This window comes from Mycobacterium numidiamassiliense (genome assembly GCF_900157365.1).
Taxonomy (GTDB): domain Bacteria; phylum Actinomycetota; class Actinomycetes; order Mycobacteriales; family Mycobacteriaceae; genus Mycobacterium; species Mycobacterium numidiamassiliense.
Map to the genome: position 1 here is coordinate 932135 of NZ_FUEZ01000004.1, position 23916 is coordinate 956050.

The following is a 23916-nucleotide window of genomic DNA, read 5'->3' on the forward strand; positions in this document are numbered from 1 at the left end:
TAGGGTCGCTAGGTTAGTGCTTCCAGCCTTCGGCGAGCTGATCGTCAAAAGTGCGGTCGAGGCGCTCGAACCTGCGCCGGATCGACGTCCGTGCCGCCTCGTGCGGCAGGACGTAGAGACGGTTCGCCAGGATCGCGTCGGCGGTCAGCCGGGCGACGTCATCGACGCCCAGGGTCTGGTCTTGCGCCGGCAACGGCCCCATATCGCCGGTGATGTCCGGAGCCGAGTCCATGCCGTAGTCGGCGCCACGAATCCGTTCCGAGTTGGACACCAGCTTGGTCTCGACGACCATGGGACACAGCACCGATACTCCGATGCCGTTGTCCTTGACCTCGCGGGCCAACGTCTCCGCCAAGCCGACAACGCCATACTTCGCAACCCCGTAAGCTCCGAGGCCGGCGTTGGGCACCAGGCCGGCAAACGACGCGGTGAACGCGACATGGCCGCCGGCGCCCTGTTCCAGCAACCTCGGCACGAACGCCTCGACGGCGTGGATCGAGCCCCACAAATCGATATCGATGACCCAGCGCCAGTCCTCGTGCGTCATCGCGACGAGCGGACCCGCGACCACGATGCCGGCGTTGCTGAACACGATGTCGACCTGCCCAAGCAGGTTGAAAGCCTCATCCGCGAGGTGAATCACCTCGTCGAGATGCCGCACGTCGCATGTCACGCCGTTGGCGTCGAACCCCTCAGCGCGCAGCCGCTGCACCGCCTGTTCGAGCGCCGGCTTGTCGACGTCGGCGAGCACCAGACGCGCGCCACGACGAGCGAACTCGGTGGCGGTCGCTAAGCCGATACCACTCGCACCGCCGGTGACGACCGCGCCGCGTCCTTCAAATGTGTCCATAACCTTGGGACAGTACCCAGCGGGATTCTGCGGCTTCGCTCTGGTTGACGGCCAGCTGCAGGGACGCGGCACACTGTGCGCCCGAACAACCGTCGCCTGCTGACATTGGGCCACGAAACATTGCGCTGGCGTCCATCCGAAAAGACAATAAGCGGAAGGCCGCAGCGCCGCGGGCACGATCGGGTGCCGGCACGTTCGCCGCGGGCGAACCCCAGCTCAATAGCTGAAGGGAGCGGTGGAATCATGGTCCGGCTCAACGCTCACCGTGTAACGTTGCTAAAAGAGCTTGGGGCACTTTGCTATTCACCTGGTGGTGCGGGTGCTGCGGTGAAATGTGCTCCCTAACTGCCGGATTGCTGCTGCAAGTCCAGCCAACTGAAGTGAAAGGAAACCCGGATATGACGACTGTCCGCGACGCCATTCTCGACCTATTCCGTTCACACGGCCTGACAACCTGGTTTGGTAATCCGGGTTCGTCGGAACTGGCTCTGCTGCAGAATTTTCCGGACGACTTCCGGTACTTCCTGGGGCTGCAGGAGATGATTCCGGTCGGAATGGCCGACGCCTATGCCCAGGTAACCCGCCGGCCCGCTGTGGTCAACCTGCACACCGCCCCGGGCATGGGCAACGCTCAGGGGCAGATCTACAACGCGTATGTCAACAAGACGCCGCTGATCATCACAGCGGGCAACCAGCGCCGCAACATGCAGAACCAGTACTGCCTGCTGACCAACCACGAACCCCTCACGGTGCCAAGGCCGTTCATCAAATGGGCCGCTGAGCCGGCCATCGCCAGCGAGTCCCCGGCGGTGTTGGCCCGTGCCATCCACCTGGCCACCACGCCGCCGATGGGACCCGTGTTCGTATCGCTGCCGATGGACGATATGCCGATCGAATTGACCGACGATCAGGCCGCCGACATCGCCGTCGTGCGCGATCGCACGGTGACGCACGCGGCCGGATTCCCGACGGAGTTGGCCGAGCAGGTCGGCGCACGATTGGACGCCGCCAAGTCTCCGGCGATTGTCGTCGGCGGCGATGTGGATCGCTACGACGCGTGGGATGCGGTGATCGAACTGGCCGAACGCACCGAGTCGCCCGTGTTCACGGCCCCGCTGACCGGCTGGAGCGGGTTCCCGGAGAATCACCGGCTCTATCACGGCGCCCTGCCGCCCGGCGCGGGCTGGATTTCCCAGATCCTGTCCGGACACGATCTCATTCTCGCGATCGGGACGTCGGTCTTCCGTTACTACCCTCTGGTGCCCGGGCCCTACCTACCCGAGGGCGCGAGCCTGATCCACATCACCAACGACCCCGACGAGGCGGCCCGCGCACCCATGGGAGACGCGATCGTCGCCGACGTCCGCAAGGCGGCCCAGGTCCTGGCGGAGACCGTGAAGCCCACTTCGCGGCCGGCTCCGGCACCGCGCTCCGCGGTCCCCGATCGGGTATCCGAGCAGTCGCCGATGAAGCCCGAGGCGTTGTGGACGGCCGTCGGGCACGCCGCACCCGCGGATACGTTGTGGGTCAGCGAGGCCGGCAGCAACGAGGTGCCCCTCACCAACAGCATCCGGCCGGGCCAACCGCTGTCGCATCTGTCGGCCGCCGGCGGTGGACTCGGATGGGGGCTGCCCGCGTCCGTCGGTGCTCAGCTCGCCGCACCCGATCGTCCCGTTGTCGCGCTGATGGGCGATGGCTCGATGCACTACGCCATCACCGCGTTGTGGAGCGCGGCCCGCTACAAGATCCCGGTCACCGTGGTTGTCGCGTCCAATGCCGAGTACGGCGTGGTCAAGGAGTTCGGTGTGTGGGAGAAGACGCCGAATGTTCCGGGGCTCGACGTGCCCGGGTTGGACGTCGTGGGCACCGCCGCCAGCTACGGCGTGGACGCCCACGAAGCCCACAGCAGCGACGAGGTCTTCGAGTTGGTCAAGGCGGGCATCGCCGATCGGGACCGGCCCACCCTGATCAACGCCCGCACCATCCCGGTCTCAGGCGGATTCGGCAGCTAAGTCATCACGCAGGCTATTGGCGTCTCGGCGACGCGCCCGGCCTGATACTGCGGCGATGCTGAGAGTTGCTGTGGGAAAACAGGTTTCACTCACAATCCGAGCCAGGTTGTCCAACTGCACGGCCCGCACTGCCGGACGTGAGCGGTGCAATATAGGTAGGGAACTAACTATTAGGGTACTATGCAAACATGGCCACGACGACCGCACGCGAGATCGATCCGCTCGCGCTCGAGCACCAGGTGTGTTTTGCGCTGGCGACCACGAACCGGGCGGTCTTGGCGGTTTACCGGCCGCTATTGGAGCCGCTCGGCCTGACCCACCCGCAGTATCTGGTGATGCTGGCCCTGTGGGACCACCGCAAGACTCCCGCGGCGAACCAGTCGCCGCTGTCGGTCAAGCAGATTGCCACGGCGCTGCAGATGGATTCGGCCACGCTTTCACCGATGCTCAAACGCTTGGAGGGGCTCGGCCTGATTGCTCGTGCCAAGAATGCCGCCGACGAGCGCGCCACGGATGTCATGCTCACCGAAGACGGAATAGCCTTGCGCGAGAGGGCACTCGAGATTCCGCCGGCCGTCGTCGCACGTCTCGGCGTCGACCTTGCCGAACTCGAGAACCTGCATCAGGTGCTCACCCGCATCAATTCGGCCGCTGTGGCGGCCGGCGCACTGCAATCCTGAGGAGCCACCATGACCGCCGCCAAACCTAACCTGTGGCAGCGCATCGGCTATTCGTACGGCCGGGTGCTACCCGACTCGATGCGCAGCTGGGTCGCCCGCGATCTGGCCGGCGAGGGAGCCATCCGCCGGCACATGATCAGGTGGGCGATACCGCCCCTGTTCGTCCTCGCCCCGTTCTGGTTACTGCCCGCCTCGCTCTACGTGCATACGGAGATGACCGTCCCGCTCTACGCTTGGGCGCTGGTGGTAAACCTTGCCCTGAACAAGGTTTGGCGCAGGCACCGGCTGGCGCAGCATGGACTGGACCCCAACTTGGTCGACGTGGTCAAGCGCAGGAAACAGGCCAGGATGCATGAGGACTACGCACGTCGTTACGGGCCGCGTCCCGAATCGGCCGAATGGCAGTCCAACAGCAGCCCGTTCTAGCGGCTACTTCAGGCAGCTGCCACCGTCGATGGGTAGCGTGACGCCGGTGATGTAACGCGCCTCGTCGGACGCCAGGAACAGCACCGCATTGGCGATGTCCTCGGGTTCGACCCAGCCGATCGGCAGGGTGTGCATCAGCTGGCCGACGACCTTCATGTCCTCAGGACCCGGGTTCTCCAGATCGGGACGGAACAGCCTCATCGTGCCCTCGTTCATGAACAGCGGGGTGTTGACGTTGGTCGGGTGGACGGAGTTGACGCGGATGTTCTGCGCGCCGAGCTCGACGGCGAAGGTGCGCATCAAGCCGACGACACCGTGTTTGGCGGCGACGTAGTGACCGGTGTGCGGGTAGGCCTTGAGCCCACCGACCGAGCTGGTGAGGATGATCGAGCCGCCGTTGCCGCCCGCGAGGATATGCGGCACACCGGCTTTCACGGTCTTCCACACGCCGGCGAGGTTGATGTCGATCATGGCGGTCCAGTCGGCTTCGCTGGTCTTGTCCAACGTCTGGCCGCCGTTGCCGATGCCTGCATTGGCGACGATGATGTCGAGCTTGCCGAGCTGCTCGACGCCGGTGTCCACGGCGGACTTGAGTGCGTCGTAGTCCCGGACATCGACCTCGGCGGTGTAGATCCGACGGTTCTGTGCCTTCACCAGGTCTGCGGTCTCGGCCAGATCCTCCGGCGTGGAGGCGGCGATCAGATCCACGGTGTCGATCTTCTTGCAGATGTCGACTGCGATGATGTCGGCGCCCTCCTGGGCCAACCGCACCGCATGTGCACGGCCCTGACCGCGCGCCGCACCGGTGACGAAAGCGACTTTGCCTTCAACACGTCCAGCCATGGCTACCTCAATTCCTGACTTGATTTCGTCGGCACACCTCAGCGGAGCTGAGCCGGATGATCGCCTCTCGGTGGAATCGCGCTCGCCGCAATCCGCGAGGGGACCACGCGTCGTGTCGCATCCTGAACTCTGTCACCAGCCACCAATACGTGTCAACGACGAATCCATTTTGGCTACTTGTGGTTCTGAATATTAGAGAATTTCATTCTCACCCGGCAAATCGCGTGCGCTATTTGCTCAGTTCGATGATGTGACGAGAGGGTGTGCTAGCTGGCAAATCCGCGTGAGCAGAAGTCCCACACCTCGTCGGCGCCAATGGGATGAACCGTCGCATCGTCGTTGCCGCCGCTGGACTGGGCGATGAACATGACGGTCTGCATCGTCATGGCGGCGATGCGGCGCGGATTGGCGTCGGCACGCAGCTCGCCGGCCTCACTTGCGGCTTCCATGAGCTCGGTCAGCAACGCTAGTAGTGGCGCGTGCGCGACCTTGACCTCTACCGGATGTGTAACAAGCAGCCGCGGAGCAAAATCGGTGAAGAGCGGCCTCTTGGCGGTCGGATCGGGACGGGAGGACTCATACAACAGCTCGACGGCAACCTTGAGCCGCTCGAGCGGGTCGGTGTGGCTTTCCGTCGCGGCGCGGATCTGGTCGGCCGAGCGGCTCAACGCGTCCTCGAACAGCGCCAGCAGCAGCTCGTGCTTGCCGTCGAACTGCAGGTAGAAGCTCCTCAGCGACTGGCGGGACCGGTCCACGACCTCCTGGACGGTGAAGTCAGTGGTGCCCTTTTCGATGATGATTGCCTGCGCCGCGTCAAGGAAGCGCTGAACGCGTTGCGCGGCCCGGAGTTTGGCGGTCTTGATGGACCGCTCGACCGCGCGCTGTTTCCAGGCGGGCTCTTCGCTTGGGCTGGTCACGGCCGACTCTGACGATTGCCGCGAGGGGAGAACATGGTTGGACTCTACCGGAGAACGCCGTGCCATCGGTGTGCTCGACCCCCTCGCAGATGACGTGTCGGAGATTGTAACTTTCGTGCTGCGAGAATACTATTCTCTTACCCGTGTGTATGGAAGTGCAATCGTAAGAGTGAACCGCGTCCCCGGTGGAACGCTTGATCCGCTGTTGGCCGGCGAGTCCCGGAGAGTCCTGTGCAGCTGACTTTTGATGCCGACGTCGAGGCATTCCGCGCCGAATTCGTGGCGTTCCTGGACAGTCATCTCCCCGAACTCTTCGGCTCACCCGATGTCTTGGTGCGACCGCGCTCGAGCTCGGACATCCCGGAGTGGGCACGCCGCTGGCAGCGGCTGCTGTTCGACAACGGGTGGCTGTTGCCCGGCAATCCGCCGGAGTTCGGCGGGCGCAACGCATCGCTGCTCGAGCAATACGTCTACTCCGAAGAGCTGTCGCGGCGGCGGATGTATCAGAGCTTCAACCCGCAGGGCGTCGGCATCATCGCCGCGTCGCTGTTGTCGTTCGGCACGCCAGAACAAAAGCAGCGCTGGGCAATACCGATCCTGCGCGCCGAGATCACCGCATCGCTGGGTATGAGCGAACCCGGCGCCGGCTCTGATCTGGCGTCGCTGAAAACGCGGGCGGTGCTTGACGGGGACCACTTCGTGGTCAACGGGCAGAAGGTCTGGACATCGGGTGCCCATGATGCCGATGTGCTGCTGACGTTCGTGCGTACCGACCCGGCGGCGCCAAAACACAAGGGCATCAGCGCTTTACTGATTCCGACCGACACGCCGGGTGTGGTGCGCCGCCCGTTCGCTTCGGTGGGTGACCACGACGACGTCGATTTCAACGAGGTCTTTTTCACCGACGCGCGGGTGCCGGCCGAGAACTTGGTGGGGGAGATCAACGAGGGCTGGCGGGTAGCGACCGGATCGCTCGGCCACGAACGCGCCATGCTGTGGCTGGATTACGCCGACATGCTGCACGCGTTGTGCGTCGAATACCGTCCATCCGGTGCGGTGCACCGGGACCACTACGCCACCCTGGTGATGGATCGCTACGCGATGCGGCTGATGGGATCGGCCTCGCTGGCCAAGGCGGCTCGCGGGGAAGAAGACGTACCCGCCCAGTCGGTGCTCAAGTTGCTCGGTTCGGAGGCCATGCAACGCGCGTGCGAGGACGCGCTGAATGCCGAAGGGCCCGAGGGGCTTGCACTGCGAGCGGTCACCGCCCCGTTCGCGCCGCTGAATCTGGACAGCCACTACAGCAGTTGGTTCGACCGCTACATACGCACCTTCGCCGCCACCATCGCGGGCGGAACGTCGGAAATACAGCGCAATATCATCGCCTCACGAATACTCGGCCTGCCCCGCAACTAGCCGCGCACCGGCCGGCGACGTTCAGCAATTGTTCGTTGCGGGGTTGTCCAAGCACTTCTGGAACCAGTCCGGATCTTTAGAGCTCAGCCAGGCGTAGTAAGCGAGTCCCGCCAGTCCCGCAGCAATCGCCAGGAAGCCCAACACCATGCCGGCGATCGCTGCGCGGGGATTCGATGCTTCGCCTCGGGCGACCCGGCCGCGGGCGATGTCACCGGTCACCACCGCCGCGACACCCAGGGGGACGCCGATCATCAGCCAGCAGGTGGCGATCGCGCACCCGCCCAGGATCACCGAAGCAACGCCGACCTGGTTCCTGGGGGCGACCTGGTTCCTGGCGGCGTCGCGACGACTCATGTCTGCCAATCCTAGGTGTAGGTTCTCACTGCACAACCGTCCTCGGACCAACAGGAGGTGTGCTTGTGCCGATCCGGGTTGTCCCGTGGGGCACCGGCGCGGTGGGCGCCGAGATGATCACCGCGATCATCGACCATCGACCCGACCTGTCCATCGTCGGCGCCCGCGTGTACTCGGACGCGAAAAACGGCGCCGACATCGGCTCCCTGGTCGGACGCAGCCCCATCGGGGTGGCCGCGTCCAACGACCCCGACGCGATCCTGGCGCTGGACGCCGACTGCGTGCTCTACACGCCGCGAAACACCAGCATCGACGACGTCTGCGCCATCCTCGCCAGCGGCAAGAACGTGGTGACGACGGCGTTCCTTTTCCACCCGAACCGCATTGCCGCGGACGATCGTGACCGGTTGTTGCAAGCCTGCCAGGCCGGCAACGCGACTGTGCACGGCAGTGGTCTCAACCCCGGGAACCTTTCCGGTGTATTGCCTTTGGCGTTGTCGGGGATGAGTCGCACCATCGACAAGATCACCCTGCAGGAACGAGCCGACTGGTCGGTGTACGAAAGCACGTCAATCACGTTCGACAACATGGCTTTCGGGCAACCGGTGGAATCGATCAGCCGCACCGGCACCGAATTCCTGACTTTCAACAGCGGAATATTCGAGGAGCAGGTCTGGTTTCTCGCCGATGCGCTCAACGCTGACATCGACGAGGTCGCCGTCACGGTGGATGCTGTTGCCGCCCGGGCCGATCACCAGATATTCGACCGCGTGTTACGGGCGGGAACTACCGCCGGGCAACGATGGAGCTGGTCCGGACGCCGGAAAGGCCAGACTCTCATAGAGATTGAAACGCTCTGGACGGTTGGCGGTGAGTACCCGAAGCACTGGCCGAGACCCGAACACGGGTGGACGTTGACCATCGAGGGCGACCCGTCGATGCGGACGCATTTCTTCTCGCTGGCCAGCTTCACCCGCGCGGCCAGCATGGAGGAACACGTTCGTTCGGCCAGCGTGGCCACCGCCATGCAGGTCCTCAACGCTGTGCCCGCCGTCTGCGCCGCGCCTTGCGGCTTTGCCACCACAGCGGATCTGCCGTTGATCGTCAGCCACACCGGGTTCGGAAACCGGTAGCGGCGGTCGGGCTACAGCTCTGCCAGTCGGGGCGCAAATCCCTTGGCCCGCAGGATCTTACCCGCCTCGTGGGTCAGCTCCCGGGTGCTGCCGAGCAGGCTATCCAACAGCAACGCCCGCTTGACGTGACGATGCAGCGTGTGTTCGGCGGTGAAGCCGATACCGCCGAGCACCTGCTGGCAGTGCCGGGCGGCCGTCAGCGCCGCGCGGCCCGCTGCCGCTTTGGCCAGCAGGCAGGCCAAGCCGTCGGGATCGTCGGACGCATCGGTGGCCGCCTGCAGGGTCGCCTCGGCGCCCTCGATCGCGACCAGTGTCTCGGCCAGCCGATGCCGGATCGCCTGAAACGAGCTGATGTGGCGGCCGAATTGAACTCGATCCAGGGCGTGCTGCCGCGCCAGGGCAAGCATGGCGCGGCTGGCGCCCACCAGCCACCAGCCCAGTGCCTGTCGCCCGGCGGCAAGCCCCGCGTGGGCGGCTGAATCTCCCTCGGCGACAGGATGTATCGGTAATTCATCATCGATCGCAGAGCTCGGAATGTCTTCGCGCTTCCACACCACCCAGGAGTCTCCCGCCAACGGAAGCGGGGTGAGACCGCCCGTTGCCTTTCCTGCCGCGCTCAGCACCACGTCGTTGAGCACCGGGGCGTGCGCACCGGTCTCGCCGAGCAGTCGAAACACCAGCGGGATTGCAATGTCCGGGATTTCGTCCAGCATGTCGTGCCAGCCGAGGGAGGCCAGCGCCGCATCGAGCTTGGCGCCGGAAGCCGCTCTCATCGCAGTGCGTATCGACTCGGCAAGCAGTTGCAGTTCCTCGGAGTCTGAGGTCAGTTCCACGATCACTCCTTCCCGAGGTCGAGAAGCCGGCGGGCGATGATGTTGCGCTGAATCTCAGCCGTACCGCCGTAAATAGTCGACGCGCGTGAGTACAGATACTCCGAGCGCCACGGCGTCTCATCGAGCTCGAGAACGCCGGGCAACAGGTCGCGCACGGTGTCGTAAAGCTGCTGTTCGGCGGAGGACAACAGCACCTTGTCAATAGAGGTATCGGGGCCTAGGCGTGCTCCGTCCCGTAGCCGGTGCTGGGTGGCGCGGGAACGGCAACGCAGCGTGTGCAGTGCGAGATACGCTGCGCCCAAATCATATTCGTCGTGACCGCCGTGTTTGTTGCCGCCGGACACCTCGGCGATGAGCGCATCGAATCGGGAGTAGAGATACGCGATCCGCTGCCAGAAGCAGCTGGACCGCTCGTAGGGGAGTAGATCCATGGCGAGGTTCCAACCGTCACCCGGCTTGCCGAGCATGCGGCTGCCCGGGATCACCACGTCGTCGTAGTACACCTCGCAGAATTCGTCGACTCCGTGCATCGTGCGCAGCGGCCGAATGGTGATGCCGGGGGTGTCCAGGTCGACGAAGAACGCGGTGATTCCGTCATGTCCTGGGGCGGTGCGGGTGAGCAGGATGCATCGAGTCGAGAACTGCGCGAAGCTGGTCCACACCTTCTGCCCGTTGACAATCCAGTTGTCCCCGTCCTGGACCGCACGGGTGGTCAGCGACGCCAGGTCGCTGCCCGAACCCGGTTCGGAAAAGCCCTGGCACCATTGCTCTTCGCCGCGGAGCAGACGCGGGACCATTTCGGCTGCGAGTTCTGGCGGCGCGTAGTCGATCATCGTGGGTGTGAGCACTTCGAGCATCGAATAGGGTCCGGGCTCGGCAAGGCGCCGGCCGACCACCTCTTCGCCGACGACCGCGCGCAACACCGCGGGCCCGCCCAGCCCGCCGACCTCGACCGGCCAGCCGTAGCGCATCCAATCGGCGTCGTACAGGGCGCGGCTGACCCGCAGGAACTGCAGCATATGGCCCTGCAGCGAGTGGTCGGGTCCAGGTGTTAAGTCGTTCTCATCGAGCCACTTACGCAGCCCCGACCGGAACTCCTCGACATTCACGGCGTGGGGCGGCCGATGGCGTGCGGGCGCCCGGAGTCGTGTACCCCGCTGCGGCGGATGAAGGTCATGGCCCGGGTTTTCAGGCGCCAGCCGCCGGCGGTGCGGGAGTAGGTGTCGCGGTAGTAGCCGATCCGCATGTCGTGGGTGGAGCCGTCGATGAAGCACAGCGGCTGGGTGCCGCTCGCCGAGTCGCCCTCGAGGTTTTCCACTAAGGCAGTTCCGGTGAGGAACAAGCCTTTTGGCGCCGCGGCCACCAGTTCGGGGAACCTGTCCAGCTTGTACGTGGATCCGAAGGCGCTATAGGTCCCGTCGGGTGTGAACACGCCGATGAGGCCTTCGATGTCTTCCTGGGTGATCGTGACCGCGTAGCGGGCCAGCAGCTGCTGAATCTCGACCAGATCGTCAGTTCTGCTGGGCTGACTTGTTGACATAGACCTTGCCGCCTTTCATGACGAAGCTGACGTCTCGGGTAACCGTGATGTCTTCCAACGGGTTTCCGGGTACCGCGATGATATCCGCGAGTTGACCCGGCACCAGCCGGCCCAGGTCGGTCGAGTTGATCAGCTCGGCGGCGACTACCGTGGCCGCCCGCAGCACCGCCAGCGGTGGCAGGCCCCACTCCACCAGGGTGACAAGCTCGTCCGCGTTGCGGCCATGCGGGATCGCCGGCGCGTCGGTGCCGACGGCGATCTTCACGCCCGCCTGGTAGGCGGCCAGTATCGACGTGCGCGACTTCGGGAACATCTCGGCGGCCTTGGCCTGCAGTTCGGGCGGGGCGTGCGAGACGTCCATACCTTCGGCCAGCCGTCGCGTGCTCACCAGGAAGGTGCCGTGCTCGACCATCGACGCGATCGCCTCGTCATCGATCAGGAAACCGTGTTCGATGCAGTCGATGCCGGCGTCGACAGCGTGCCTGACGGCTTCGGCGCCGTGTGTGTGCGCGGCGACGCGCAGCCCGCGGCGGTGTGCCTCGTCGACGATCGCGCGCAGCTCTTCATCCGAATAGTGTTGTGCGCCAGGAGGTCCCGTGAGGGACATCACCCCGCCGGAGCAACACACCTTGATCAGCTGGGCGCCGTGTTTGATCTGGTAACGCACCGCCTTGCGGATCTCGTCGACCCCGTTGGCGATGCCTTCCTCGATGGTCAGGTCCAGCACGTGCGGCGCGAACGCCGCGAACATCGTTGGATCCAGATGGCCGCCGGTCGGGGTGATGGCGTGGCCGGCGGGCACCACGCGGGGACCGTCGATCCAGCCGGCGTCGATCGCCTTGCCCAACGCGACGTCAAGCAGATACCCGCCTGTTTTCACGAACAGCCCGAGGTTGCGCACAGTGGTGAAGCCGGCGCGCAGCGTGCGGCGGGCATTGCCGACCGCACGCAACACCCGCGTCGGCGGGTCATCCTGAACCTGTGACAGGCCGGGCTTTTCGCCGCGACCACCCATCAGGAGATTGACCTCCATGTCCATCAGGCCGGGCAGCAGGATTTGGTCGCCCAGATCAATGATCTCGCCTTCGGGGTCGCCCCCGATGCCGACGATGCGGTCGTCCTCGATCTTGACGATGCCCGGCCGTACGATCTCGCCGGCGTCGACGTCGAGCAGTCCGGCGGCCTTGAGCGTCAGCACCGTTTTAGATCACCGGTTCCCGGAGCACTTCGACCCACGCCGCGCCGCTGTCGGGGACGCGCGGTTGCTTCCATGCCTCGATCGGAAACGACACCATAACCAGCGACTGCATGACGTGCATCAAACTCCTTGCGTCCTCGGGCAGGTCGTCCAAGGGGAACTTATCGCAGTAGGCGATGACATCGTTCAGCAACGGGAATGCGACGTCGTAGAACTCCTGCATCTCGGCCATCGTCGAGGCCAACCGCTTGGCGTAACGCTCGGGCTCGGTGGCCAGGTCCCACGCCAAATAGGGTTCCAGGGCGGAGAACTCAGACGGTAGCGACATTGCGCTGGTGCTCCTTCACGTAATCACCGGTCGTCTTGTGCAGATGGCGGATCAGGACTTCCTGGTCGCAGAGCAGGAACTCGTTGACGGCCCGGGTGCCGATCATGGTCTGGGTCGCTTCCAGGGTGTTGGCGTCCTGGAGTGCGTACTCCTTGAACGTCACGGCGGCCAACTCCTGGGCCAGGCGTTCCCGTGCATTGCGCGGCGGCACGAAATACAGCGACGCCTCGAAGATGTGCTTGTCCACAGCCGTCGGCCAGTAGTGGTAGGTCAGGTACCAACCCGGCTCCCAGATCAGCAGCATGAAGTTCGGGTAGAACAGCCACGAGTCGATGCCCCACTGCGGCACCCTCTTCACGTTGACACCCGGTGGCAGCTCCAGGTTCTCGATGATCTCCGGCTTGTCCCACGGACCGAACAAACCGCTACGCAACACCTGGTCCATCGGCTTGACCATGGACATGTCCGGGGGCGGTGCCTGACCACCCCAGGTCGACTGCAGGTTGTGCGGTCCGGCCAGCTCGTAGTGCAGCGCCTCGTAGCCGAATTTCTGGATCTTGGCGGCTTCTTCCTTGGTGTACTGGCCCTGGTGCAGGATCGGCGCGTGATAGAACTCGACGAACGCGTCGATGAACAGCTTCCAGTTGCTGCCGACTTCGGCCCGGTAGGAGTAGGTCTCGGTCATCTCGCCGAAGGGGTAGCCCTCGATGCTCTTGGCCAGCGGCCCGAGGTAGTCGGTGAGCGGCGCCGCGTTGTTGTCGAAGTTGATGAAGATGAAGCCTTCCCACACTTCGCAACGGACGGGCGCCAGGCCGTAGTTGCCCTTGTCGAGGTTGAAGAACTCGTCTTCCTGTTGGACGAAGGTCAGGTCGCCATCGAGGCTGTAGCGCCACGCGTGGTATTTGCAGGTGAATTGCCGGCAGGTGCCGGAGGTCTCTTCGTTGGGAAAGTCGTTCCACACCAACTTGTTTCCGCGGTGGCGGCAGACATTGTGGTAGGCCTTGACGGTCCCGTCCTTGGTCTTGACGATGATCACTGACGTGCCCTTGCCCACCGACGGCAGCTCTCTGGTGAAGTAGCTGCCGGTGCGGGGGAGCCGGTTGACACGGCCGACGTTGAGCCACGTCTTCTTGAAGACCGCGTCGCGCTCGGCCTCGAAGAAAGTCGGGTCGATCGAGTCGGTGTAATCGACCGGCGCGGTACCCAGCTCGGGGTAGTTTTCGGTCCAGCTGCCAGCAGCGGGCTTAGGAAAGTGGGCCAACGTTCTTACCTTTCTTGTGCGACGTGCTCGAGCTGTATGCCGAATGTGTTGAAAGCCATGGCCAGCAGCGTGTAGCAGCCGACCGTGAAGACGAAATCCATGCGCTGCTGGTCGTTGAGGCGCTCGCCGAGCGCGGCCCAGGTCTGGTCGGACAACTCCGATTTGTCGACGAGTTCGTCGACCCCGGTGAGGACCGTGCGCTCGAAATCGTCGAAGTGGCCGGCACCCTCGCCGGCAAAACACGGCACCGCGGCGATCTCGTCGTCGGTGATCCCTTCGTCCTTGGCGAGGTCGACGTGGTGCGTCCATTCGTATGCGCAGTCGCGGCGGTGCGCGACGCGCAGAATGGCCAGTTCGCGCAGGCGCGCCGGCAGGGTCGACGCCATCAACAGATGGACGTTGAACCTCAGAAACGCCTTGGCCAATGCCGGGTGGTGAGCGAAGGTACTGAGCGCATTGTTGGTGTCCGCGCCACGCATTGCCGAGAGTGCCTGCTGGGTAGCCTCGTCCCACTGATCAGCGGGCAGTGGCGGCAAGCGCATTGTGAGAGTCCTCTCGGCCAAAGAGAATCATATTCTCATTTACAACCAACAGACTGGCATGATTCGGTCTGCGGGTCAATGCCGGCCGGTCCGGGTGCCTCGGTGGCCGCGCCGGCCCCGGAGATTCGCATCGGGACGCGCGAGCACAGGCGGCTTCGCGGCCGGTGAGAAACAATTGTTTGGTTCGGTTCTTGGTTAACCACCCCGCGCAGGCGTTCCATCGACATGTAATGGCAGGTGAGCGGGCGATCGAGGCCATGATGGTCGAGCGCGGCGCGGCCGCTGGATTTGCCGGAGCGGCGCAGCGAATGTTGATTCTCACTTGGCGAGAAGCTAGTTTTCAAAGGTAGAGGGCTGACGTTGGCCGGCCGATGCTGTGGGTGCCGACAGCTAGTGGATGATCCGATCGAGAGGAACGTCATGAACAAAGAAGACATGATGCTGATCAGCGTCGACGACCACACTGTCGAGCCACCGAACATGTTCAAGAACCACCTGTCGGCGAAGTACCAAGACGACGCGCCCCGGTTGGTGCACAACGCCGACGGCTCCGACATGTGGAAGTTCCGTGACACGGTGATCCCGAACGTCGCACTGAACGCCGTCGCAGGCCGGCCCAAGGAAGAGTACGGAATCGAGCCGACGGGTCTCGACGAAATCCGGCCGGGTTGTTACAACGTCGACGAACGAATCAAGGACATGAATGCCGGCGGCATTCTCGCCTCGATCTGCTTCCCGTCGTTCCCGGGCTTTGCCGGGCGGCTGTTCGCCACCGACGACCACGACTTCTCGATCGCTCTGGTGCAGGCCTACAACGACTGGCACATCGACGAGTGGTGTGGCGCCTACCCGGCGCGGTTTATCCCGATGGCGATCCCGGTGATCTGGGATGCCGAGGCGTGCGCCGCCGAGGTGCGTCGGGTGTCGAAGAAGGGCGTGCACGCGCTGACGTTCACCGAAAATCCGGCCGCGATGGGCTACCCAAGCTTCCACGACGAGTACTGGAACCCGCTGTGGAAAGCCTTGGTGGACACCGACACTGTGATGAACGTGCACATCGGATCCTCGGGCCGGTTGGCCATCACCGCACCGGACGCGCCGATGGACGTGATGATCACGCTGCAGCCGATGAACATCGTGCAGGCCGCCGCCGACCTGCTGTGGTCGCGGCCGATCAAGGAGTACCCGGACCTGAAGGTGGCCCTGTCCGAGGGCGGGACCGGCTGGATCCCCTACTTCCTGGAGCGCGCCGACCGCACCTATGAGATGCACTCCACCTGGACCCACCAGGACTTCAAGGGCAAGCTGCCCAGCGAGGTCTTCCGCGAGCACTTCCTGACCTGCTTCATCAGCGACAAGGTCGGCGTGGCACTGCGCAACATGATCGGCATCGACAACATCGCGTGGGAGGCCGACTACCCGCACAGCGACTCGATGTGGCCGGGTGCGCCCGAAGAGCTGTGGGATGTGTTGTCGCTCAACAACGTTCCTGACGACGAGATCAACAAGATGACCTACGAGAACGCCATGCGGTGGTATTCGTTCGACCCGTTCACCCACATCCCGCGCGAGCAGGCTACTGTCGGCGCGTTGCGCAAGGCGGCCGAGGGACACGATGTGTCCATCAAAGCGGCGGGACACGACAAGGACGCCAGGGCGGGTTCGTCGTTCGCGGACTTCGCCGCCAACGCGAAAGCCCTTACCGGCAACAAGGACTGACCTCAACCGGATGAGCTTGCGCCCCGGTGCATGAACTGACCTAAGGAGACCCAGCAGTGCCCGGCGGTGGAATGAATTTTGAGCTGACTGACGACCAGGAGCTGATCCGTAAGTCCGTCGCCGAGCTGGCGCGCAAATTCGACGACCAGTACTGGATGGAAAAAGACCAGGCGCACGAGTTTCCGACCGAGTTCTACAAAGCGATAGCCGACGGCGGCTGGCTGGGCATGACGATCCCGACCGAATACGGCGGCCATGGTCTCGGAATCACCGAGGCCACGCTGTTGCTCGAGGAAGTCGCCAAGTCCGGTGGCGCCATGAACGCGGCCAGCGCCATCCACCTGTCGATCTTCGGCATGCAGCCGGTCGTCGTGCACGGCTCCGACGAACTCAAGGCTCGTACGTTGCCTTCGGTCGCGACCGGCGAAGTGCATATCTGCTTCGGAGTCACCGAACCCGGTGCCGGGCTTGATACTTCGCGGATCACCACGTTCGCCAAGCGTGACGGCGATAAGTACATCGTCAACGGGCGCAAGGTGTGGATCTCCAAGGCGATGGAGTCGGACAAGATCCTGCTGCTTACCCGCACGCAGAGCTATGAGGAAGTCACCAAGAAGACCGACGGGATGACGCTGTTCCTCACCGATCTCGACCGCAGCCGCGTCGACATCCGCCCGATCCGCAAGATGGGCCGCAACGCTGTGAGCTCCAACGAGTTATTCATCGACAATCTCGAAATTCCCGTCGAGGATCGAGTTGGCGAGGAGGGCAAGGGTTTTCAGTACATTCTGGACGGCTTGAACCCCGAGCGGATGCTGATTGCCGCCGAGGCGCTCGGCATCGGCCGGGTGGCGCTGGAGAAGGCCGTCAAATACGGCAACGAGCGCGAGGTGTTCGGCCGGCCCATCGGGATGAACCAGGGCATCCAATTCCCGCTCGCCGATTCGCTGGCCCGCCTCGATGCGGCCGAGCTGATGCTGCGGAAGGCCACCTGGCTGTATGACAACGGCAAATCCTGTGGCCGCGAAGCGAATACCGCAAAGTACCTCTGCGCCGATGCGGGCTTCGCAGCCGCGGACCGGGCATTGCAAACCCACGGCGGCATGGGCTACGCGGAGGAGTACCACATCGCGCGTTACTTCCGCGAGGCCCGGCTGATGAAGATCGCCCCGGTCAGCCAGGAGATGATTCTGAACTTCCTGGGATCCAACGTCCTAAAACTGCCGAGGAGCTACTGACGACCACCGAAGAACCCGTCCTGCTGTCGGATGACAGCGATGGGGTGCGCACCCTGACGCTCAACCGTCCGCGCCGAAAGAATGCGATCAATCCCGAGCTGTGGATCGCGCTGCGCGACGCGCTGCATGCGGCCGGCCGTGACCGCAGTGTGCGCGCGCTGGTGATCACCGGTTCCGGCGGAAGCTTTTGCTCGGGCGCTGACATCGGGGTCCCCGACGACGTTCATCCGAGATACAAGCTGCAGCGCCTGACCGACGTGGCCCTGGCGTTGCACGAACTCCCGATCCCGACGGTCGCGAAAGTCACCGGCGTCGCGGTGGGCGCCGGATGGAATCTGGCGCTGGGCTGCGATTTGGTCGTCGCGTCCCCGGAAGCCACGTTCTCCCAGATCTTTTCGAAGCGCGGCCTGTCGATCGACCTCGGCGGATCGTGGCTACTGCCGAAACTCGTCGGTTTGCAACAGGCGAAGCGGCTCGCGCTGCTGGCCGAAACCATCGATGCCGCACAGGCATTCGCGATGAACTTGGTGACCTGGGTGGTGCCCGCCGAGGAAGTGGACGCCTTCGTCGACGACCTCGCTGGTCGGCTCGCGGCCGGCCCGCCGTTCGCGCTCGCCCAGACCAAAGCGCTGCTGAACGACGGCGCCAACACCACTATGCGCGACGCGTTGGCCAACGAGGCGCGCGCGCAGATCGGCAATTTCGCGACGACCGATGCGGCGTCCGCCTATGCCGCGTTCGCTGAGCGGCGGGAGCCGACGTTTACTGGACGATGGGCGCTGTCGAAATCAGACAAAGAGGAGTAGAGCTATGCGCGAGACGGTCATCGTCGAGGCGGTGCGCACGGCGGTCGGGAAGCGGAACGGCGGACTGTCCGGCATGCACGCCGCCGACCTGTCCGCGGTCGTTCTCAACGAACTGCTGGAGCGCGCCGGTGTCGGTCCCGAGATCGTCGACGACGTCATCTGGGGATGCGTCTCCCAGGTCGGCGACCAATCCAGCAACATCGGGCGCTACGCGGTCCTGGCCGCCGGGTGGCCCGAGACCATCCCCGGAACCACGGTCAACCGGGCCTGCGGCTCGAGCCAGCAGGCCCTCGACTTCGCGGTGCAGGGCGTGATGTCGGGCCAGCAGGACGTCGTGGTGGCCGGCGGTGTCGAGGTCATGAGCCGCGTCCCGCTTGGCTCGGCCCGGGCCACCGGAATGCCGTATGGGCCGAAAGTACTTGCCCGCTATGACGATTTCTCCTTCAACCAAGGCCTCTCGGCGGAGATGATCGCCAAGAAGTGGGGCTTCTCCCGCACCCAGCTCGACGATTACTCCGCGCAGTCGCACGAGCGCGCCGCGGCGGCGCAGGACGCCAACGCGTTCACCGAGCAGATCGTGCCGGTGTTCGTCGAGGATGGCGGAATCGTCAACGCGGACGAGGGGATTCGGCGGGGGACCAGCGTCGAGAAACTGGCCGGGCTCAAGCCCGCGTTCGCCGAAGACGGGGTGATCCACGCCGGCAATTCCTCGCAGATCTCCGACGGCGCCGCGGCGCTGCTTGTGATGACGTCGGAGATGGCCCTGAATCTGGGGTTGACGCCGATCGTGCGCTACCGCGCCGGCGCCGTCACCGGGGCGGACCCGGTGCTCATGCTTACCGGCCCCATCCCGGCGACCGAAAAGGTGCTGACCAAGGCCGGCGTCGCGCTATCCGAAGTCGGTGCGTTCGAGGTGAACGAGGCCTTCGCGCCGGTCCCGCTGGCCTGGATTGCCGAGACGGGAGCCGACCCGCGCCGGGTCAACCCGCTGGGCGGCGCCATCGCGCTGGGCCATCCGCTGGGCGGCTCGGGCGCGGTGCTGATGACGCGGTTGGTGCACCACATGCGCGACAACGGCCTTCGATACGGGCTGCAGACCATGTGCGAAGGCGGCGGCACCGCCAACGCCACCCTGGTTGAGCTGGTCAACTAGCGCGGGTTTTCCCGTGACCCTTGTCGCGGCGGCAAAACCAACCTACTGTGTGTTCACTAGGTTGGTTCAGGCCGCCAATCGGTCAAAGGAGTCCGGTGCCCGACGCACGGCGATACGACACGCTTCTCGCCAAAGGTGAGGACCGCAAGCAGCGGATCCTCGCCGTCGCGCAGCGCCTCCTCACTCGCAACGGCTGGCGCGCCACGACGCTGGCCCAGATCGCCGGCGAAGCGGGGGTGACTCCGGCGGGGCTGCTGCATCACTTCGAATCCAAGGAACAGCTGCTGCACGCGGTGCTGGACGCCCGCGACCTCGACGATGAGTCACACGCCGACAGGTCGGGCGATCTGCTCGCCCAGATTTCGCAGGTCGCCGAGCGCTTCAACCGTGCTCCCGAGCTGCTGAGCACGTTCACCGTGCTGCTCGTCGAAAACATCCTTCCCGACGCCCCGTTGCACGACCGCATGTTGGCCCGGCAACAGACCGCGGCCGACATCGTCGCGGCCGCGATCCGGCGTGGCCAGGCGGACGGTTCGTATCGGTCCGACATAGACCCCGAAGTCAAGGCAGTCGAGATTCTCGCCTTCGTCCACGGAATGGAAACCCTATGGTTGCTCGATCCTTCGATACCGCTGACCGCGGTGTTCAAGCAGTACACCGAGACACTGGCGCGGGACTTCGCGCCGACCCAGACGCCCCAGACCACGACATGAGGTACCGGCTCGACGTCGTCGCGTCCGGCGTGCTCGACGTGGTGCGTTTCGCGGGTGGCTGGCTGTTCGACCGCTCGATGGCCGGCTGGGACGTCACCGTTCTGCTCACCGACCGCGAAGATCCTCGGCCGCTGCAGATCCTGGGCGCCCAGGCTATGGATCTCGAACATGCCCTGGCGGCGGCCGCAACGCGTCCCCATCCGCAAGCGCTGGCGGCCTCGGCGGATCTGTTCGGGTGCGACTCGCAGGTGCGCCACGGCGTCTTGGCGGCCCTCAATCAGGGCGTCACCGAAGTCACGCTGTGGGGGGAGACCTGGCCGGCCGAACTCGACGACAGTGTGGGCCTGGTGCAGCACCGGCTGAGCTCGGCCGCGCAGATCTTCAAGGGGCGGGCGCTGGCCGCGGCCTTGGATGACGGCGGGGTCCGGTTGGGATCGATCGGCCACATCGAAACCTTCCGCAGCGGGCTGCTCGCGTGGCCCTCGGTCGCGGCCGATCTGGTGCCTGCCAGCTAGGCCGCCGGCGTGGCGGCACCTCTTTGAACACCCCGTCGTTGACGGCGATCACGCCGTGTGGAAATGTAATACTCATCTCTGAGAGGCTCATTCTCACCGCTGAGATTCGAACGGAGCAAGATGACGAACGACTTCTCCAAGTTGGACTTCTTTCGCGGCAAAGAGCTCATCGCGGACCCGTACCCCTACTACGAGGCGCTACGGGAGCAGTGCCCGGTGACCCGCGAAGACCACCACGGAGTCACCATGGTGACCGGTTGGGAAGAGGCCTGCGCAGTACTCAACGACGCCGAGACCTGGTCGTCCTGCATCTCGGTGACCGGACCCTTTCCCGGCTTTCCGGTCCCGATCGAGGGTGACGACATCACCGAATTGATCGAAGAGCACCGCGACGAGCTGCCGTTCAGCGACCAGCTGCCCACACTTGACCCGCCGACCCACACCAACCACCGCTCCCTGCTGATGCGGTTGATCACCCCCAAGCGCCTCAAGGAAAACGAGGACGCCATGTGGGCGCTCGCCGACCAGGTGCTCGACGACTTCCTGCCGCCGGGCAAGGGCGACTGGATCAAGGGCTTCTCGAGTCCCTTCACGCTCCTGGTCATCGCCGACCTGTTGGGCGTGCCGATGGAGGATCGCGACAAGTTTGTGAAGGGCATCGCCGAGCACGCGGGTGGCGGCATCGGGGGCACCGGCAAGGAGTCGCTGTCGCACAGTCCGCTGGAATTCCTCTACGGCCTTTTCTCGGACTACGTCTCCGACCGCCGCCGCGAGCCACGCGACGACGTGCTGACCGGCCTGGCGACCGCCACCTATCCCGACGGCTCGATCCCCGAGGTCGAAGATGTCGCCCGCGTCGCCAGCAACGTCTTCTCGGCAGGCCAGGAGACCACCGTGCGGCTGCTGGGTGCCTCGCTGCAGACCCTCGGCGAGCGCCCGGACATCCAGGCGCAGTTGCGCAAGGACCGCAGCCTGATCGGAAACTTCATCGAAGAGTCGCTGCGCCACGAGAGCCCGGTGAAGGGCGACTTCCGGATCAACCGGGTGCCCGTCAACGTCGGCGGCGTCGACCTGCCCGCCGGCACCACGGTGATGATCGTGCAGGCGGCGGCCAACCGGGACCCCCGCCGGTTCGAGGAACCCGCCACCTTCGATCCGGCCCGCAAGAACGCGCGCCAGCACATCTCGTTCGGCCGTGGCATCCACAGCTGCCCGGGCGCACCGCTGGCCCGGGCCGAAACCCGGGTGGCGATCGAGCGCCTGCTGGACCGCACCACCGACATCCGGATCGACGAGGACCTCCACGGCCCGGCGAATGACCGCCGTTACCAATATGTTCCGACGTACATCCTGCGTGGCCTGACCGAACTGAACCTGGAGTTCACGCTGGCATGAGGGTCTGGGTAGACGACCAGCGCTGTCGCGGTCACGGCATGTGCCTCACGGTCTGTCCGGACGTGTTCAGCCTCACCGACGACGGCTACGCGGTGTCGATAGAGGGCGATATCCCAACGGAATTGGAGTCGACCGCCCACGAAGCCATCGAGTTCTGCCCCGAGCAGGCCATCAGCGAGATCAAAGACGAGAACTGACGAGATTCGGACCGACGTTAGGAGATTCGAAATGGCTAAGGGATATGTCATCCTGACCGAGGCGATCAAGGACCCGGAGGGCATGAAGGCCTACGGCAAGGCCGCCGGGGGAGCGATGGCCGGTGCCACCATTCTTGCCGTGGACACCGCACCCAAAGTCATCGAGGGCACCTGGCACGGCGATCAGACCGTGGTGCTGGAATTCGAGTCGGTCGATGCTGCGCGTGCGTGGTACGAATCCGAGGGCTACCAGAAGGCAGCGAAACTGCGCCAGGCGGCCGCCGATTGCAACGCGGTAATCCTGTCCGGGTTCTAGATCCCTTAGGGCGCTGGCTACTCCACGATCGAGATCGCCTGGCGAGGGCATTGACGGACTGCCTCGAGCACGTCGTGCTCGATCTCCGGGGTGACCTCTTCCTGGTGCACGGTCAGCATGTCGTCGTCGCCGAGCTCGAAGATGTCGGCATTGATGCCCATGCAGACACCGTTGCTTTCGCAGAGTCCCCAATCGACTTCGATTTTCTTCGTCATTGCGACCCCCTTACCGAAGGACCTTGACGGGCACGTGCTTCCAGCCCGCGACGTTCTGCATGGTCACTCGCTTGCAGCCGTCCCAGTCCACCTCGTAGCGCGGCATGAAGTCGAGCAGCTTCTCGAGTGCGATCCGGCTTTCCAGGCGAGCCAACGCTGCGCCGAGGCAGCTGTGGATCCCGTAGCCGAGACCGAGATGCTGTGCCTCGGTCTGGTCGCGCTCGATGTCGAAGGTGTCGGCGTTGGTGAAGGCCTCGCTGTCGCGGTTGGCCGCGGCGCCGCAGAGGAATACCGGTTTGAAGGGCGGGATCACGCCACCGCTGACATGTGCCTCTTTGAGGGTGTAGCGGACGTTGTATTGGACCGGTCCCTCATAGCGCAATAGCTCTTCGACGGCACCCGGGATCTTGTCGCGGTCCTCCTGCAGCTTCTGCCACTGGTCGGGATGACGGGCGAAGATCACCGCCGCGTTTCCGATCAGCTTGGTGACGGTCTCGGCGCCGGCGCCACCCAAAAGTGTTGCGAATCCGGTGATTTCGATGTCGTCGAGTTGGCGGGTCGTACCTTCCTCGGTGGGGATCTCGGCGGCGATCAGCCTGCTGATCATGTCGTCCTGCGGGTCGGCGCGCCGCTCCTGGATGAGGCCGAAGTAGTACATCGCGGTGTCGATGTTGGCCTGCATGCCGGCCTCGCTGATCTCGATCTGACCGGGTTCGTGGTGCAGGCTGGTGTCGATCCAGTGCCGCACCTGTTGGCGGTATTCCTCGGGCACCCCCGCCATCCGGGTGATGACCTCCACCGGGAATGGGCCGGAGAAGTCCTGCACGACGTCGAAGTTGTCCGGATCGCAAGCGCCCAGGTACTTGTCGATCACCTCGTGGATCGTGTCCAGCTGCGAGGTGATCGCCCGCGGGGTGAACGCCTTGTTGAGCAGGCTGCGCATGTGGCGGTGGTCCGGCGGATCCATGAAGATGATCGACTTCTGCGGGACGTCGCCCTTGCGCACCATCGCCAGGTCGCAGCCGCGCGCCGACGAGTAAGTGTCAAAATCCTTGAACGCGGCAGCCACATCCTCATGACGGGTCAGCGCGTAGAAGTCTTCTTTCTCGTCGTAATAGAGCGGAGCGTCCTCGCGCATTCGTGCGTAAATATCGAACGGGTTGTTGTAGAACTCGTCCGAGTACGGGTCGAAGACGACTTTCGGTTTTGTCACTGCAGACTCCTCGGTGACGCGATGCGGGGCTGGACCTTTACGGTTGAATGCCTGACTGTAACGCTAACGGTAGCGGGTTCGAGGCAAACCGAAAAGAACTGGA

Annotated in this window: 27 protein-coding genes; 14 read left to right on the forward strand and 13 right to left on the reverse strand. The window is 64.5% G+C overall.

Features of this window, described 5'->3' with window-relative positions:
• Nucleotides 1-13 precede the first annotated feature (13 nt).
• Entirely contained in the window at nt 14-850 is an 837-nt protein-coding gene (locus tag MNAB215_RS12970) for an SDR family NAD(P)-dependent oxidoreductase (protein WP_077079216.1), read from the reverse strand.
• A 398-nt stretch (nt 851-1248) separates the two neighbouring features.
• Between MNAB215_RS12970 and mdlC the strand changes: the two genes are divergently transcribed.
• The 3 genes from mdlC (at nt 1249) to MNAB215_RS12985 (ending at nt 3968) form a co-directional block, all read left to right on the forward strand.
• Nucleotides 1249-2862: a benzoylformate decarboxylase gene (gene mdlC / locus MNAB215_RS12975; protein ID WP_077081979.1), complete on the forward strand. Its 1614-nt coding sequence runs from the start codon at nt 1249-1251 to the stop codon at nt 2860-2862.
• A 188-nt stretch (nt 2863-3050) separates the two neighbouring features.
• On the forward strand, nt 3051-3542 hold the full coding sequence (locus MNAB215_RS12980; protein WP_077079217.1) for a MarR family winged helix-turn-helix transcriptional regulator: 492 nt from the start codon (nt 3051-3053) through the stop codon (nt 3540-3542).
• Between the two features lie 9 nt (nt 3543-3551).
• Nucleotides 3552-3968, forward strand: coding sequence for a DUF5313 domain-containing protein (locus MNAB215_RS12985; protein WP_077079218.1), 417 nt, complete (start codon nt 3552-3554; stop codon nt 3966-3968).
• Between the two features lie 3 nt (nt 3969-3971).
• On the opposite strand, the gene MNAB215_RS12990 is transcribed toward MNAB215_RS12985, so the two are convergent.
• Nucleotides 3972-4811 (reverse strand): mycofactocin-coupled SDR family oxidoreductase, encoded by an 840-nt coding sequence (locus MNAB215_RS12990; protein WP_077079219.1) that lies wholly within the window; start codon nt 4809-4811, stop codon nt 3972-3974.
• A 266-nt stretch (nt 4812-5077) separates the two neighbouring features.
• Nucleotides 5078-5728, reverse strand: coding sequence for a TetR/AcrR family transcriptional regulator (locus MNAB215_RS12995; RefSeq protein WP_077079220.1), 651 nt, complete (start codon nt 5726-5728; stop codon nt 5078-5080).
• A gap of 231 nt (nt 5729-5959) precedes the next feature.
• On the opposite strand from MNAB215_RS12995, the gene MNAB215_RS13000 reads away from it, so the two are divergent.
• Nucleotides 5960-7144 carry an acyl-CoA dehydrogenase family protein gene (locus MNAB215_RS13000; protein WP_077079221.1) on the forward strand — a complete coding sequence of 395 codons (1185 nt, stop codon included), beginning with the start codon at nt 5960-5962 and terminating at the stop codon, nt 7142-7144.
• Between the two features lie 21 nt (nt 7145-7165).
• Here the strand turns inward: MNAB215_RS13000 and MNAB215_RS13005 are convergent, their stop codons facing one another.
• A complete protein-coding gene (locus MNAB215_RS13005) occupies nt 7166-7498 on the reverse strand; it encodes a DUF4190 domain-containing protein (protein ID WP_077079222.1) in 333 nt (110 codons plus the stop codon).
• A gap of 113 nt (nt 7499-7611) precedes the next feature.
• Between MNAB215_RS13005 and MNAB215_RS13010 the strand changes: the two genes are divergently transcribed.
• On the forward strand, nt 7612-8631 hold the full coding sequence (locus tag MNAB215_RS13010; RefSeq protein ID WP_083746310.1) for an NAD(P)H-dependent amine dehydrogenase family protein: 1020 nt from the start codon (nt 7612-7614) through the stop codon (nt 8629-8631).
• Between the two features lie 11 nt (nt 8632-8642).
• Here MNAB215_RS13010 and MNAB215_RS13015 read toward each other — a convergent pair whose 3' ends face one another.
• From MNAB215_RS13015 to MNAB215_RS13045, 7 genes are all read right to left on the reverse strand, one after another.
• Nucleotides 8643-9404 carry an acyl-CoA dehydrogenase family protein gene (locus MNAB215_RS13015; RefSeq protein ID WP_083746309.1) on the reverse strand — a complete coding sequence of 254 codons (762 nt, stop codon included), beginning with the start codon at nt 9402-9404 and terminating at the stop codon, nt 8643-8645.
• A 62-nt stretch (nt 9405-9466) separates the two neighbouring features.
• Nucleotides 9467-10573, reverse strand: coding sequence for an acyl-CoA dehydrogenase family protein (locus tag MNAB215_RS13020; RefSeq protein WP_077079224.1), 1107 nt, complete (start codon nt 10571-10573; stop codon nt 9467-9469).
• Entirely contained in the window at nt 10570-11004 is a 435-nt protein-coding gene (locus tag MNAB215_RS13025; RefSeq protein ID WP_077079225.1) for a nuclear transport factor 2 family protein, read from the reverse strand. The genes MNAB215_RS13020 and MNAB215_RS13025 overlap by 4 nt, the downstream gene beginning before the upstream one ends.
• Nucleotides 10976-12202: a metal-dependent hydrolase family protein gene (locus MNAB215_RS13030; protein ID WP_077079226.1), complete on the reverse strand. Its 1227-nt coding sequence runs from the start codon at nt 12200-12202 to the stop codon at nt 10976-10978. The genes MNAB215_RS13025 and MNAB215_RS13030 overlap by 29 nt, the downstream gene beginning before the upstream one ends.
• Nucleotides 12203-12206: 4 nt before the next feature.
• Nucleotides 12207-12530 (reverse strand): hypothetical protein, encoded by a 324-nt coding sequence (locus MNAB215_RS13035; protein WP_077079227.1) that lies wholly within the window; start codon nt 12528-12530, stop codon nt 12207-12209.
• A complete protein-coding gene (locus tag MNAB215_RS13040) occupies nt 12514-13791 on the reverse strand; it encodes an aromatic ring-hydroxylating oxygenase subunit alpha (RefSeq protein ID WP_077079228.1) in 1278 nt (425 codons plus the stop codon). Before MNAB215_RS13040 ends, MNAB215_RS13035 begins: the two co-directional genes overlap by 17 nt.
• 5 nt (nt 13792-13796) lie before the next feature.
• Nucleotides 13797-14333, reverse strand: coding sequence for a carboxymuconolactone decarboxylase family protein (locus tag MNAB215_RS13045; RefSeq protein ID WP_077079229.1), 537 nt, complete (start codon nt 14331-14333; stop codon nt 13797-13799).
• 420 nt (nt 14334-14753) lie between these two features.
• On the opposite strand from MNAB215_RS13045, the gene MNAB215_RS13050 reads away from it, so the two are divergent.
• The 9 genes from MNAB215_RS13050 to MNAB215_RS13090 all read left to right on the forward strand — a co-directional run bounded on the left by MNAB215_RS13050 (nt 14754) and on the right by MNAB215_RS13090 (nt 22385).
• On the forward strand, nt 14754-16052 hold the full coding sequence (locus MNAB215_RS13050) for an amidohydrolase family protein (protein WP_077081981.1): 1299 nt from the start codon (nt 14754-14756) through the stop codon (nt 16050-16052).
• A gap of 71 nt (nt 16053-16123) precedes the next feature.
• Nucleotides 16124-17290, forward strand: a complete 1167-nt coding sequence (locus tag MNAB215_RS13055) for an acyl-CoA dehydrogenase family protein (protein WP_077079230.1) — start codon at nt 16124-16126, stop codon at nt 17288-17290.
• The gene (locus MNAB215_RS13060) at nt 17287-18096 is read left to right on the forward strand and encodes an enoyl-CoA hydratase/isomerase family protein (RefSeq protein ID WP_077079231.1); all 810 of its coding nucleotides are present in this window, start codon (nt 17287-17289) and stop codon (nt 18094-18096) included. Before MNAB215_RS13055 ends, MNAB215_RS13060 begins: the two co-directional genes overlap by 4 nt.
• A gap of 4 nt (nt 18097-18100) precedes the next feature.
• Nucleotides 18101-19249, forward strand: coding sequence for a thiolase family protein (locus tag MNAB215_RS13065; RefSeq protein ID WP_077079232.1), 1149 nt, complete (start codon nt 18101-18103; stop codon nt 19247-19249).
• 95 nt (nt 19250-19344) lie between these two features.
• Nucleotides 19345-19962: a TetR/AcrR family transcriptional regulator gene (locus tag MNAB215_RS13070; protein ID WP_077079233.1), complete on the forward strand. Its 618-nt coding sequence runs from the start codon at nt 19345-19347 to the stop codon at nt 19960-19962.
• Nucleotides 19959-20477: a hypothetical protein gene (locus MNAB215_RS13075; RefSeq protein ID WP_077079234.1), complete on the forward strand. Its 519-nt coding sequence runs from the start codon at nt 19959-19961 to the stop codon at nt 20475-20477. The genes MNAB215_RS13070 and MNAB215_RS13075 overlap by 4 nt, the downstream gene beginning before the upstream one ends.
• Nucleotides 20478-20597: 120 nt before the next feature.
• Entirely contained in the window at nt 20598-21872 is a 1275-nt protein-coding gene (locus tag MNAB215_RS13080; protein ID WP_077079235.1) for a cytochrome P450, read from the forward strand.
• On the forward strand, nt 21869-22069 hold the full coding sequence (locus MNAB215_RS13085; protein ID WP_077079236.1) for a ferredoxin: 201 nt from the start codon (nt 21869-21871) through the stop codon (nt 22067-22069). Before MNAB215_RS13080 ends, MNAB215_RS13085 begins: the two co-directional genes overlap by 4 nt.
• Nucleotides 22070-22100: 31 nt before the next feature.
• The gene (locus MNAB215_RS13090; protein ID WP_077079237.1) at nt 22101-22385 is read left to right on the forward strand and encodes a DUF1330 domain-containing protein; all 285 of its coding nucleotides are present in this window, start codon (nt 22101-22103) and stop codon (nt 22383-22385) included.
• Nucleotides 22386-22402: 17 nt separating this feature from the next.
• On the opposite strand, the gene MNAB215_RS13095 is transcribed toward MNAB215_RS13090, so the two are convergent.
• Nucleotides 22403-22600: a ferredoxin gene (locus tag MNAB215_RS13095; RefSeq protein WP_077079238.1), complete on the reverse strand. Its 198-nt coding sequence runs from the start codon at nt 22598-22600 to the stop codon at nt 22403-22405.
• Between the two features lie 10 nt (nt 22601-22610).
• Nucleotides 22611-23813, reverse strand: coding sequence for a cytochrome P450 (locus MNAB215_RS13100; protein ID WP_077079239.1), 1203 nt, complete (start codon nt 23811-23813; stop codon nt 22611-22613).
• Nucleotides 23814-23916: the final 103 nt, after the last annotated feature.